Genomic DNA, 12,419 nt, shown 5'->3' with positions numbered 1-12,419 from the left:
GAATCCCCGGTATCTCACGAAATATCTATATAGTAGCGATAGGCGAGCCGCCACGAAGCGCGCGCGACAGACCGACGGCCGAAAAATCACGGCTATTTTTGCCGTGGTGGCGCTCAAGACGCCCTCTTCCGTAGGTTTTCAGAATCGATATCGGCACAAGGATTTAAATACTCTCAGGCCTTACCCGTTAGTGAGGAGACTAACCGAGACGCGTCTCTCGGTCCCCTCGTTCCCTCCATTTGAACCAACCAATGAGCGAAAACGTTCGAACGTACACGGCGGAGCACGTCGACGACGAGGAGGAGACCGAGTCGTCGGACGAGGAACTGCGATGTCCAGAGTGCAGCGGCCAGCTCGCGACCGACACGGAGCACGGCGAGACGGTGTGTGTCGACTGCGGGCTCGTCGTCGAGGAGGACGAGATCGACCGCGGGCCGGAGTGGCGCGCGTTCGACTCCAAGGAGAAGGACAACAAGTCGCGCGTCGGCGCCCCGACGACGAACATGATGCACGACAAGGGGCTCTCGACGAACATCGGCTGGCAGGACAAGGACGCCTACGGCAAGTCCCTCTCCAGCCGGCAGCGCGAGAAGATGCAGCGCCTCCGCACCTGGAACGAGCGGTTCCGCACCCGCGACTCCAAGGAACGGAACCTGAAACAGGCGCTCGGCGAGGTCGACCGCATGGCCTCGGCGCTCGGCCTCCCGGACAACGTCCGCGAGACCGCCTCGGTCATCTACCGCCGCGCGCTCGACGAGGACCTCTTGCCCGGCCGCTCGATCGAGGGGGTCTCGACGGCCTCGCTGTACGCGGCCGCCCGGCAGGCCGGCACGCCGCGCAGCCTCGACGAGATCGCGGCCGTCTCCCGCGTCGAGAAGGACGAGATCGCCCGGACGTACCGCTACGTCGTCCGCGAACTCAAGCTGGAGATCCAGCCCGCTGACCCCGAGAGCTACGTCCCGCGGTTCGCCTCCGACCTCGGCCTCTCGGACGAGGCCGAGCGCCGCGCCCGGTCGCTGCTCGACACCGCGAAGTCGCAGGGGATCCACTCCGGCAAGTCGCCGGTCGGCCTCGCCGCCGCGGCGGTGTACGCCGCCTCGCTGCTGGTCAACGAGAAGGTGACTCAGAGCGAGGTCAGCGACGTCGCGAACATCAGCGAAGTGACCATCAGGAACCGGTACCACGAGCTGTTGGAGGCCGAGGACGGCGTCGCGCTGAGCTGATCGGCGCGCCGGACACGACGACCGCACGCGGTCGACGCTCCGCCCTTTCTGACCGACGTCCGGACGCTCGGGCGTCCGGACGCGGTTCCCCTTTCAGAACGCCCAAGCCCCCGCGGGCCGAGCGGCGCGTATGGAGACCACCCGTCACTTCACCGCGACGACGTACGTCGTCAACGACGGCGCGACCGCGCTCCACGCGCACGACCGGCTCGGGATCCGGCTCCCGCCGGGCGGCCACGTCGACCGCGACGAGCTCCCCCACGAGGCGGCGCTCCGCGAGGTCCGCGAGGAGACCGGGCTGGAGGCCGAGCTGGTCGCGACCGAGTCGTCGATCGAGGGGCCGAACACGCGCGGGCTCCCGGAGCCGGCCCACCTCATGCTCCACGACATCAACGTCCGCGAGGACGGGGCCGTGGGGCACCAACACGTCGACCACCTCTACTACGCCCGCGTCGACTCCCGCGATATCGCGCCGAACGGCGACGACGAGGTCGACTCTGACGGGTGGCGCTGGTACACGCCGGCCGAACTGGCCGCGAGCGAGCTGCAGCCGGACGTGATCGAACTCGGCCGCGAGGCGATCGCGACCGTCGAGGAGCCGTAGTCGGTCGACGACCCGCGGGAGCGATCGCCGGAAACCCCGGGCCTGCGCGCCGGTCGGCACCGACTGGATCGGCTTCGATCGGCGTCAGACGGGCGTCTCACGGTCCGGAAGGTATTTGGGTCGTTGCAGGCGACATAAACCAAGATGGACGCGCAGCGACGATCGGAGATCACCGAGTGGGATTCCCGCGGGTTCTCGGGCGGATTCGCCGAACTCGGGCGCCTCGTCGACCGCGGATTCTCCGGCGCGGTGACCGACGGCACGGCGTGGCTGTTCGTGTTCGAGGGCCGCGTCGTCGGCGCGGTCGACGGCGACCTCGCGGACTTCTCGGAGGCCTCTGGCACGCTGTACGAGGCCCCCGAACCGGTCCTCCCGGTCCTGTTCGCCATGCAGGAGCGGGGCGGCGAGCCCCGGGCGCAGTACTACACGAACGACACCCCGCTCTCGGAGGCGGACCAGAAGCTCTCTCGCGGCGGATTCACGGGCTACGTCGAGCTGTCGGAGAACGTGCTCTCCGGCGACTACTACGTCACGTACACGGCGGGCGAGTCGATGACCGCCGCGTACGTCGGCAACTCGCGACGCCTGGAGACGGGCGAGAAGGCGTTCTCGCTGGCCGACGACGAGGTCGGCATCTACACCGTCTACGAGGTCGACCTGAGCGTCAGGGAGATCCCGTCCGACGGCGACGCCGGAGCAGCCGAGTCCGGGGCCGCCTCGACAGCCGAACCGTCCCTCGACGGGTCGGCAGCGGCGGACCCCGAGCCGAGCGCTGCGGGCCGCGACGGCGACTCGGATCGAGACGACGTCACCGCGGCCGACGAGCCCGGTGACGCGGCGGCCGACGACGCCGACGGGAGTCCGGCGCGCCACGGAGTCGCCGGAAGCGAGAGGGCGGACGAGAGCCGCGAGAGTCCCGCTGGTCGGGACGAGACCGAAGCCGGCGGCGACGACGGACCGTCGCCCGTCAGGGTCGGCGGATCCGACGGCCGAGATACTGACGGTCGCGATACCGACGGCCGAGATACTGACGGTCGCGATACCGACGGCCGAGATACTGACGGCGAACGACGGGAAGCCAACGGAGAGCGCAGCGCAGACGCGGAACGTGGCGCGAACGAGGCGCGAAGCGCTGATGACGCCGCCCTCGACGCGGGCGCCGGCGCGGACGAACCGGCGAGCGACGCAGAGGCCGCGGCCACGTCGGACGCCCGCGACGATGGCGAGCCCTCCGACGCGGCCGCCGTCTCGGCGGACTCGGACCGGCCCGAGGGCGAGCCGCACCCGAGCGACGACGTGTTCTCCGAGGAGGAGGAGTGGCGCGAACAGAAGTCGATCCCCGCGTTGGACCCGTCGGAATCGAGCGACCCGCCGACCGGCCGCGACGGAAACGGGGGAGGCTCCGCCAGCGGCTCCCGGCGGTCCCGCGGATCGAACGGCGCCGCGCGGCGAAACGATCCCGAACCGGGCGGGCAGTCCGCGGGGGACGACTCTCCGGATCCGCGGTCGACGGCCGAGGCCGACTCGAACCGGTCCGCCGTGTCGCAGCGCTCGCGGGGCGCCGACGGATCGACCGGCGACGGACGGGGCCAGGATCGCCTGCGCCAGCTGAAGAGCGCGCTGGAGGAGTCGGAGCGGAAGCGCGAGTCGCTGGCGGCGGAGCTGGACGAGACCGTCGCGGACCGGGACGACGTCGAGGCCGAGCGCGACGAGCTGGCCGCCGAGGTGGACCGCTTGGAGTCGGAGCTCTCGACGCTCCGCGAGGAGCGCGACCGCCTGCGCGAGGAGCTCGCCGCGGCCCGCGACCGGCTCCCCGAGGGCGACCGCTCGCTGTCTCCCGCGGAGGCGCGGAGCGGGACGAACCTCTTCGTGCGGTACGATTCCAAGGGCGGCGCGACGCTCGAGGACGCCCACGACGGGGCGGTCGACCGCGACGCGCTCAGCGAGAACCTGCGGATCGAGCACCACACGAGCTTCGAGACGGACGGGCTCACGGTCGACGGGCGGCCGTACGAGGAGTTCCTGCGGGACACGATCGAGTACGGCTTCACCCGCTGGCTCGTCGAGGACCTCCCGTTCGAGGTGAGCGGGACCGGCAACCAGAGCGTTCTCCGCGACCTGTACGACGCGATCCCCGAGGTCGACCGGGCGGAGATCGGCGGCTCGGTGTCGATAGCGATCCGCGAGAACGGCGAGGAGACGCGAGAGCAGCGCGCGTTCGACCTCGTGTTGCGCGACCGGATGGGGAACCCCCTGTTCGTCGCCGACCTCAACGACAGCCGGGACCCGACCGCCGAGGGGACGCTGGAGTCCCTCGTGGGCAACGGCCGCGACATCGCGGAGTCGAACGACTCGTTCGCGGCTGCGTTCGCGGTGACTGAGAGCTTCTTCGAGCCGGGCGCGTTAGAGACGGCGAGCGACGCGGTCGGCGGCGGGCTGTTCAGCCGATCGAAGCGCGCCAGCTTCGTGAAGCTTTCGCGCAAGCAGGGGTACCACCTCTGTCTGGTCGAGGCCCGCGACGGCGGCTTCCACATGACCGTCCCCGACCTGTAGCTCGGCGCTGTTCGCGGCGGAGAGACGGCGACCCGTGACTCCGGGCGGGCGGCGAGAGAAACCGCGGCGGGCAATCAGAGTCGGGGCGAGAGACAACTGCGGCTGCGGTGACCCGAGATCGAAACGCGGACCCGCGGCCGGCGGCGCGTACGAACGGAGGCGTTCAGTTCTCGAGCTCGGCGGCGTCGTCGATCCGCATGGAGCCGAGCTTGTCGACCGTCTCGTCGAGCTTCTCGTCGAGCTCGTCGACGAACTCGTGGGTTCGCTCGGTGGTGATGGCGCCCTGGCTCGACGGCTCGATGAGGTTCTCCTCCTCGAGCACGCGCAGGGAGTACCGGACCTTGTGATGGGGGTATCCCGTCTCGTTCGACATCTTCACGATGCCGATCGGCTCGTTTTCGATGACCATCCGCAGGACTTGGAGGTGTCGTTCCAGCATGTCTACCTCCTTCTCTAGTCGATCTATCATGGCACATGTTAACTCGTCATGCCCCTGTTTAAAAGTTGCTGTCGTCGGCCGCCCCCGGGTCGCTCGATCCCCGACTTCGACGTGGCAGTAATTAACGTGTTCGATCGATCGGGGACCGAGTGGTCGTGCGAATCGACGGCCGACTCCGCGAGCAGCGGCCCCGCGAATCGGTGGCGGAGTTCGTCGCTTCGCTCGTCGCGAGCCCGTCAGACGGGGATCTATCGCACGAACGGGCATACCTCATATGAGTACGCCGCAATCTGATGCACGTTCGTGGGGTGATCGCGTCCGCGGACCGTAATCTGTTTTACCCCCCGGAAGGAACCACCGGGCCGTATGACACTCACCATCGTCGGCTCCCAGCTGGGTGACGAGGGCAAGGGCGCGCTCGTCGACCGGTGGGGAGGGGACGCGGACGTCGTAGTCCGTTATCAGGGCGGCGACAACGCCGGCCACACCGTCGTCGAGGGGGGCGCGGAGTACAAGCTCTCGCTGGTACCGAGCGGTGCCGTCCGCGGCACGGTCGGCGTCCTCGGCAACGGCTGCGTCGTCAACCCGCGCACGCTGTTCAGCGAGATAGACGGCCTGCGCGAGCGCGGGCTCGACCCGGACGTGCGGGTCGCCCGCCGGGCGCACGTGATCCTGCCGTACCACCGCGTGCTGGACGGGATCGAAGAGGAGGTCAAGGCCGACGACGACGCCGGCGACGAGGTCGGCACGACCGGCCGCGGAATCGGGCCGACGTACGAGGACAAAGCGGGCCGCCGAGGGGTCCGGGTCGCCGACCTGCTCGACCCCGGCGTGCTCCGAGAGAAACTGGAGTACGCCGTCCCGCAGAAGCGCGCGATCGTCGAGGACGTGTACGGGCTCGAGATCGACGGCGATGAAGAGCGCGCCGAGGCGTTCGACGTCGACGCGCTCCACGAGGAGTTCGCCGCGATCGGAGAGCGCCTCGCCGACGAGGGGATGACGGTCAACTGCTCGGACTACCTCCACCGCCGCCACGAGGCCGGCGACGAGATCCTCTTCGAGGGCGCTCAGGGGACGCACATCGACGTCGACCACGGGAACTACCCGTTCGTCACGTCCTCGAATCCGACCGCCGGCGCCGCCGCGGTGGGCTCCGGGCTCGGGGTCACGAAGGTCGGCGACGGCGAGGTCGTCGGGATCGTGAAGGCGTACCTCTCCCGCGTCGGCGAGGGGCCGATGCCGACCGAGCTCGACGGGGACGCCGACGAGGAGGCGCTCGCCGACGACATCCGAGAGAAGGGCGGTGAATTCGGCACCGTGACGGGTCGCCCCCGTCGGATCGGCTGGCTCGACCTCCCGATGCTGCGCCACGCGGCGCGCGTCTCCGGCTTCACGGGGCTCGCGGTCAATCACGTCGACGTGCTCGCCGGGCTCGACGGGCTGAAGGTGTGTACCGGCTACGAGCTAGATGGAGAGGAGATCGATACCGTCCCCACCACGACCGACCGATGGGAGCGGTGCGAACCGGTGTACGAGTCCCTCGACACCTGGGCGGAGTTCGACTCGGCCGCGGTCGCCGAGGAAGGCTACGACGCGCTCCCCGAGGCGGCCCGCGAGTACCTCGAGTTCGTCGCCGACGAGACCGACACGCCCGTCTACGCGGTCGGCGTCGGTCCCGACCGCGAGGAGACGGTCGAGCTGGTGAACCCGTTCGACGCGTAGGCCCCCGTCGCGGGCATACGTCGTTTGGTGCGACGCGTTCGACGGGTGTGAACTGGCCGTTCAGACGGCTCTCTCTGGCCATCCGACTTTCCGGACACTGAGGTCACACGCACGGTACGTCCCGGAGTCCTCGCGACACGCTCGCACTTGCGACGGGGGCTCACCTGTTCGGCTCTTCGCTGTCGTCCATCAGAGAGGAGATGATCAGTCGCTTGATTCCGCGCCGAAGGAGCCCGCTAGCCGCGGGCTGAGAGATGTCCAGGTCGGCGGCGACGTCACTGAGAGTCACGTCTCGGGGCTCTTCGAAATACCCCGCATCGACCGCGACGAGGAGCGCCTCCCGCTGGCTGTCGGTCAGTCCCGCGTCCGTGGTACCGATGCCATCGTACTCGTTGACACGCACGAGCTCGATACTGATGTCATTCCGTCGTGCGTAGTCCCACAGGCGAGTCAGATTCGCTCGCTCGGGCAGCCACACCGTCAGGTTCCACGCGCCACCCTCGTTTTCCATGTCGAGGATGACACCGCTCGCCGCCGAGACGACCGGCGAGACGATCGTTGCTTCGTCCGAATACTCCACGCTGTAAATCGCCCTCCCGTCGCCGGTTTCACGCAGGCGCTCGAACGCCCCGATTGTGTGATCGTTCCGCAATCCCCTCTCGAACCGACGGAGATCGGACGATTCCACGCGGTAAAAGAACCGCCCGGACGTCGGATCGGTGCCCGCCTCCGATACCGATTCGACGCTCGCACTGCTGTCGTGACGGACCGCGCCCGTGAGGACGATGTCGGCGTGCTCGACTCGGACGACCGCTTTAATATCGCTCATCGTTCTGTGAGGGAACTGCCTCCGGAGTTCCACCTCCGTGAGCGACGGGTGCCGAGGTGGTCGGCGCAAATCGACGGTCGAACGCTCGCGACCGGCGTCACTGCGGCGGTCGTTCGGTGAGTCCCGTCGCCCGGTTGGGCACGGCCTTCGGATACGCGGGTCGCGGTGATATACCTATGTCTCATACGTGTGCGGTTCGGACCGGGAGGGCGACTTGGGGACCGACACGGTGTCGGCCCGAACCGACCGGTCCGGTTCGGCTGTTCGAAGACCCTCCGGCGGACCCGTTCGCAGCGTTCTCGACTCGTCACCGTGGCGGCTTGAACAGCGTCGCGCGGACCCGGTCAAACCAATCGAGTGCGGCCGGGCGAGCGGACGCGGCAGGGAGGTAGAACTTCGGTTCGGTTCTGTCGGCGCCGTCGCGGACGCGGTCGTTCCGTGTCATACGGGTGGAACGTGGAGCCCTCGGCCCATCGGTCTCCGGCTTATGAGTATAACTCACTTATATACTAACGGCCGATCGCGCCCCTGCCGGCCGCCACTGGCGGCCACCTGCCGTACACGATGGCGGGGCGGTCGAGGTCGGTGAAGAACGGCGGCCATCGTGACAACGGACGGCGAACGAGGGGTGTGGGTCGCGACCGTCATCGCCCGGGGGTCGGCGCGTCTCCGACCGAGAGAGACCTTCGACGTCAAAGCGATCGGGTGCTCCAACGGGCTCGATCGGCTCCGTCGTTACCGACCCGCACCCGGACGCCGTCGTTCACGGTACGGGGGTCGCGTCGTTCGACGTGAGTCCTCCGACGCGGGCCGTGCGTACCTCCGTCCGCGGTGCTAGCTCGCTCGACACACTCGTCGGCGACGGCCGCTCTGGCCGCCCGAACGGTGCTCCTGAAGCGGCGGCGGGTATCGACGGTCCACGCGAACGGCCCGCGCCGGTCGTCGCCGAAGACGGCCGTTCCGGACCGTGAGGTCCAACCGCCCGCGCCGCTAGCCGCCGAACGATCCTGGACACCCCGGCACGGCGACTGCCGTCCCGAGCGCGGGGAACTGACGCCGACGCACCCGAGGCCGGACGCCGTGAGAGGGCTCAGGAATCGGGGCACATCGCTCGTCGGCGCTCTACGCCCGCAGATCGATCTCGTCCAGAGCTGCCATATCCTCGTCGGTCAGCGAGAGGTCGGCGGCCGCGACGTTCGTTTCGAGGTGTTCGACGCTCGACGTGCCCGGGATCGGGAGCGTCACGTCGGAGTGTTCGAGCAGCCACGCCAGCGCGACCTGCTGTGGCGTGGCGTCGCGACGCTCGGCGACCTCGTCGAGCACGGCGGCCGGCCCCTCCTGAAAGACCGCGTACATCGGCCCCCACGGGATGAACCCCACGTCGTCGCGCTCGCAGGCGCGGAGCACGTCCTCGTCGTCTCGGTGCCCGACGTTGTACCGGTTCTGGACGGTCGCGATATCGACGATCTCCGTCGCCGTCTCCAGCTGTTCGACGGTGACGTTCGAGAGGCCGACGTGGGCGATCTGCCCGGCGTCCTTCATCTCCGCGAAGGCGTGGACGGAGGCCTCGAAGTCGGTGTCCGGGTCGGGCCGATGGAACTGGTAGAGGTCGATCGTGTCGGCCCCGAGCCGGTCGAGGCTGCACAGCACCTGATTCTTCAGGAAGTCCGGGTCGCCGTGGGGGAGCCAGTCGCCCTCGCGGTTGCGGAGCAGCCCGGCCTTCGAGGCGACGACCACGTCGTCGGGGTCGCCGAGGGCCTCGCCGATCAGGCGTTCGCTGACGCCCGGCCCGTAGGAGTCGGCGGTGTCCACGAAGTCGACGCCGAGCTCGACGGCCCGCCGGAGGACCCGCTTGGCCTCCTCCTCGTCGGCCGGCCGCCCGATGATGTCCTCGCCCGTGACTCGCATCGCGCCGAAGCCGAGGCGATTGACGGTCAGGTCGCCGCCGACGTCGAACGTCTCGCTCCGGGTCGTCGTCGCTGGTGACATGGCCGGGCGTACGCGTGCGGCCCCCAAAGTGGTAAGGATAGCGGAGGGGGGAGAGCGCCGACCAGCGCGCCGCGGCCGACGGCCCGTCTTGCGCGCGTCGCTACTCATAAACCGCCCCCGCGTGATCGTGAAGTATGGACGCCGAGCGCGAGGTACTCGACGTGTTGGCGCGGAACGCCCGCGAGGACATCGACGACATCGCGGCCCAGACGGGCCTCGACGCCGCCGCGGTAGAGGAGGCCATCGCGGCGCTGGAGGCGGACAACGTGGTCCACGGCTACCAGGCGGTCATCGACTGGGACCGCGTCGACGAGGGGAAGATCCGGGCGGTCGTCGAGATCAACGTGGAGCTCGACCGCGAAACGGGGTACGAGCAGGTCGCCGACCGAATCGCGAAGTTCCCGGCGGTCGACGCCCTCCACCTCGTTTCCGGTGACTACGACTTCGCCGTCGAGGTGCTCGGCGAGACGATGCAGGACGTCTCCCGGTTCATCTCCGAGCAGGTCGCGCCCATGCCGGAGGTCACCCAGACGGTGACTCACTACATCATGGAGACGTACAAGGACGGCGGGGTGCGGTTCGAGGACGGCGACGACGACGACCGCCTCTCCGTCTCGCCATGAGGCTCTCGGAGCGCGCGCGCGACCTCCCCGAGTCGGGGATCCGGAAGTTCTTCGAGCTCGCGGAGGCGCGCGACGACGTGATCTCGCTGGGCGTCGGCGAGCCGGACTTCTCGGCGCCGTGGGCGGCCCGGAACGCCGCGATCGACTCGCTCGAACGCGGGAAGACCTCCTACACGTCGAACCGCGGAATGGCCGCCCTCCGCGAGCGGATCGCGGCCCAACACGAGCGCTACGACCAGTCGTACGACCCGGCCGAGGAGGTGCTCGTCACCACCGGCGCGAGCGAGGCGGTCGACCTCGCCTTCCGCGCGCTCGTCGACCCCGGCGACACGGTCGCGGTCCACGAGCCGACGTACATCTCCTACGGCCCGGGGATCGAACTGGCCGGCGGCGAGCGGCTGACGGTCCCCACGCGGGCCGAGGACGACTTCGCGCTCACGCGGAGCGCGCTGGAGGCGTCGGGCGCCGCCGACGCGGACCTCCTCGTCCTCTGTTACCCGAACAATCCGACCGGCGCGACCATGACCGACGAGCAGTACGCGGCGGTCGCCGCCTTCTGTCGCGAGAACGACATCCGGGTGATCGCCGACGAGATCTACGCCGCGCTCACGTACGGGACCGACCACGCCTCGATCGTCACGCGGCCGGGGATGCGCGAGCGCACCGTCGTCGTCAACGGCTTCTCGAAGGCGTACGCGATGACCGGCCTCCGGCTCGGGTACGCGCTCGGACCGACCGAGGCGATCGACGCGATGAACCGGATCCACCAGTACACGATGCTGTCGGCGCCGACGACGCCGCAGTACGCGGCGATCGAGGCGCTCGACCGCTGCGACGACGAAGTGACCGAGATGGTCGACGAGTACAACCGCCGCCGCCGACTCGTCGTCTCCCGGTTCAACGAGATGGGCCTCGACACGTTCGAGCCCGGCGGCGCCTTCTACGCCTTCCCCGACTGCGGCGGCGACGACGAGGTCTTCGCCGAGGAGCTGCTGGAGGCGCAGGGCGTCGCCGTCGTCCCCGGCTCCGTCTTCGGCGCGGGCGGCGAGGGCCACCTCCGGGTGTCGTACGCGACCTCGATGCGCGAGCTGAAGGAGGCGACCGACCGGATCGCGACGTTCGTCAACGGGCGTAACTGACGAGCGTCCGCCGAGCGCCCGCCGAGCGCGCTCGGTCGGTCTCGCTTCTCGGAGCCAAACGACTAACGCGGTCGCCCGCCACGAGCGGGTATGGGCGAGTACGACGCAGTCGTGGTCGGTGCGGGCGTGGTGGGGTGTGCGGCCGCCCGCGCGCTCGCCGGCGAGGGTCGAGACGTGCTGCTGTTGGAGCGAGGCGACTTCCCGAACCCGCGGGCGACCTCGCACGGACCGAGCCGCATCTTCCGACTCGCCTACCACGAGGGCGAGATGTACGTGCCGATGCTTCGCCGGAGCCGACGGGCGTGGCAGCGACTCGACCGCGACGCGGAGGCCGACCTCTTTTATCGAACCGGGTCCCTGACCGTCGGGCCCGAGTCGGGCGACTCGTTCACCGGCGCGCGAGCGACCTGTCACACCCACGACATCGACCACGAGGTGCTGGACGCGGCCGCTGTCAACGACCGGTTTCCGGCCTACGACCTCCCCGAGGGGTACCGAGCCGTGTTCCAGCCCGACGGCGGGCTCCTCGACCCGGAGCGGTGTCTCGTCGCGCTCGCCGAGGCGGCGATGGCGGACGGCGCCGAGCTGCGGGCCCGCGAGCCGGTAGTCGACTGGACCGCGGGCGAGGACGGGGTCCGCGTTCGGACGCCGCGACGGGACTACGACGCCGACTCGCTCGTGGTCGCGTCGGGCGCTTGGGCCGCCGACCACGTCGCCGCGGTGGAGGGGTTGGTGGAGCGCGAGCGGCACGTTGCCTGTCGGATCCGGCCGCGGACCCCGGCCGCGTTCGCGCCCGACTCGTTTCCGGTGTTCGTGATGGACACCGAGGACGGCCGGCACTTCTACGGCCTCCCCCGGCATCGCGTTCCCGGATTCAAGGTGGGGGCGACCCACGCCGAGGGGAGCGCCGTCCATCCCGACGAGATTCACGACGCGGGACTGGCCGAGACGGAGGCGGCGCGCGGGTTCGCCCGCGACTTCGCGCCGACCGGTGACGGGGCGGTGCTGGGGACGAAGGCGTGCGTGCTGTCGCAGACGCCGGACGGGGACTACATCATCGACACGCTCCCCGACGGTGGGAACGTCGTCGTCGCGGTCGGGATGTCCGGACACGGGTTCAAGACGGCGCCGGTCGTCGGCGAGGTCGCCGCCGCGCTCGCCACGGACTCGGACCCGCCGGTCGACGCAGACCCGTTCGCTCTCGATCGGTTCGACGGGGTCGGTGACGGACGGGGGTAACCCCGACCGCTCGCGGTCGACGATCCGTCGACACGGGCGCCGACCGGAAGACACGGCGC

10 protein-coding genes are annotated in these 12,419 nt (G+C 69.7%); 7 read left to right on the top strand and 3 right to left on the bottom strand.

What is annotated here, in order from left to right; translation table 11 throughout:
* Positions 1-251 precede the first annotated feature (251 nt).
* From DJ75_RS16585 to DJ75_RS16575, 3 genes are all read left to right on the top strand, one after another.
* Positions 252-1,223, top strand: coding sequence for a transcription initiation factor IIB family protein (locus DJ75_RS16585; RefSeq protein ID WP_094525525.1), 972 nt, complete (start codon positions 252-254; stop codon positions 1,221-1,223).
* A gap of 130 nt (positions 1,224-1,353) precedes the next feature.
* Entirely contained in the window at positions 1,354-1,827 is a 474-nt protein-coding gene (locus DJ75_RS16580) for an NUDIX hydrolase (protein WP_094525524.1), read from the top strand.
* A gap of 144 nt (positions 1,828-1,971) precedes the next feature.
* Positions 1,972-4,380, top strand: coding sequence for a hypothetical protein (locus DJ75_RS16575; protein ID WP_094525523.1), 2,409 nt, complete (start codon positions 1,972-1,974; stop codon positions 4,378-4,380).
* Between the two features lie 163 nt (positions 4,381-4,543).
* On the opposite strand, the gene DJ75_RS16570 is transcribed toward DJ75_RS16575, so the two are convergent.
* A complete protein-coding gene (locus tag DJ75_RS16570) occupies positions 4,544-4,849 on the bottom strand; it encodes a hypothetical protein (protein ID WP_004045854.1) in 306 nt (101 codons plus the stop codon).
* A 336-nt stretch (positions 4,850-5,185) separates the two neighbouring features.
* On the opposite strand from DJ75_RS16570, the gene DJ75_RS16565 reads away from it, so the two are divergent.
* Positions 5,186-6,541 (top strand): adenylosuccinate synthase, encoded by a 1,356-nt coding sequence (locus DJ75_RS16565; protein ID WP_094525522.1) that lies wholly within the window; start codon positions 5,186-5,188, stop codon positions 6,539-6,541.
* Positions 6,542-6,701: 160 nt separating this feature from the next.
* Here the strand turns inward: DJ75_RS16565 and DJ75_RS16560 are convergent, their stop codons facing one another.
* Both DJ75_RS16560 and DJ75_RS16555 read right to left on the bottom strand, forming a co-directional pair.
* Entirely contained in the window at positions 6,702-7,370 is a 669-nt protein-coding gene (locus tag DJ75_RS16560; protein WP_094525616.1) for a helix-turn-helix domain-containing protein, read from the bottom strand.
* Positions 7,371-8,492: 1,122 nt separating this feature from the next.
* A complete protein-coding gene (locus tag DJ75_RS16555) occupies positions 8,493-9,359 on the bottom strand; it encodes an aldo/keto reductase (protein ID WP_094525521.1) in 867 nt (288 codons plus the stop codon).
* A gap of 134 nt (positions 9,360-9,493) precedes the next feature.
* On the opposite strand from DJ75_RS16555, the gene DJ75_RS16550 reads away from it, so the two are divergent.
* From DJ75_RS16550 to solA, 3 genes are all read left to right on the top strand, one after another.
* Positions 9,494-9,982, top strand: a complete 489-nt coding sequence (locus DJ75_RS16550) for an Lrp/AsnC family transcriptional regulator (RefSeq protein ID WP_094525520.1) — start codon at positions 9,494-9,496, stop codon at positions 9,980-9,982.
* Positions 9,979-11,121 carry a pyridoxal phosphate-dependent aminotransferase gene (locus DJ75_RS16545; RefSeq protein ID WP_094525519.1) on the top strand — a complete coding sequence of 381 codons (1,143 nt, stop codon included), beginning with the start codon at positions 9,979-9,981 and terminating at the stop codon, positions 11,119-11,121. The genes DJ75_RS16550 and DJ75_RS16545 overlap by 4 nt, the downstream gene beginning before the upstream one ends.
* Positions 11,122-11,211: 90 nt before the next feature.
* Positions 11,212-12,360, top strand: coding sequence for an N-methyl-L-tryptophan oxidase (gene solA / locus DJ75_RS16540; RefSeq protein ID WP_094525518.1), 1,149 nt, complete (start codon positions 11,212-11,214; stop codon positions 12,358-12,360).
* The last annotated feature ends 59 nt before the right edge of the window (positions 12,361-12,419 follow it).

It is taken from the genome of Halorubrum sp. Eb13, assembly GCF_002252895.1.
Lineage (GTDB): Archaea > Halobacteriota > Halobacteria > Halobacteriales > Haloferacaceae > Halorubrum.
This window is presented reverse-complemented; position numbering and strand designations above follow the sequence as displayed.

What these genes read in the sequence shown, in the direction of transcription:
- DJ75_RS16585 (WP_094525525.1), top strand. Translation starts at nt 252, where the DNA reads ATGAGCGAAAACGTTCGAACGTACACGGCGGAGCACGTCGACGACGAG.
- DJ75_RS16580 (WP_094525524.1), top strand. Translation starts at nt 1,354, where the DNA reads ATGGAGACCACCCGTCACTTCACCGCGACGACGTACGTCGTCAACGAC.
- DJ75_RS16575 (WP_094525523.1), top strand. Translation starts at nt 1,972, where the DNA reads ATGGACGCGCAGCGACGATCGGAGATCACCGAGTGGGATTCCCGCGGG.
- DJ75_RS16570 (WP_004045854.1), bottom strand. Translation starts at nt 4,849, where the DNA reads ATGATAGATCGACTAGAGAAGGAGGTAGACATGCTGGAACGACACCTC.
- DJ75_RS16565 (WP_094525522.1), top strand. Translation starts at nt 5,186, where the DNA reads ATGACACTCACCATCGTCGGCTCCCAGCTGGGTGACGAGGGCAAGGGC.
- DJ75_RS16560 (WP_094525616.1), bottom strand. Translation starts at nt 7,370, where the DNA reads ATGAGCGATATTAAAGCGGTCGTCCGAGTCGAGCACGCCGACATCGTC.
- DJ75_RS16555 (WP_094525521.1), bottom strand. Translation starts at nt 9,359, where the DNA reads ATGTCACCAGCGACGACGACCCGGAGCGAGACGTTCGACGTCGGCGGC.
- DJ75_RS16550 (WP_094525520.1), top strand. Translation starts at nt 9,494, where the DNA reads ATGGACGCCGAGCGCGAGGTACTCGACGTGTTGGCGCGGAACGCCCGC.
- DJ75_RS16545 (WP_094525519.1), top strand. Translation starts at nt 9,979, where the DNA reads ATGAGGCTCTCGGAGCGCGCGCGCGACCTCCCCGAGTCGGGGATCCGG.
- solA (WP_094525518.1), top strand. Translation starts at nt 11,212, where the DNA reads ATGGGCGAGTACGACGCAGTCGTGGTCGGTGCGGGCGTGGTGGGGTGT.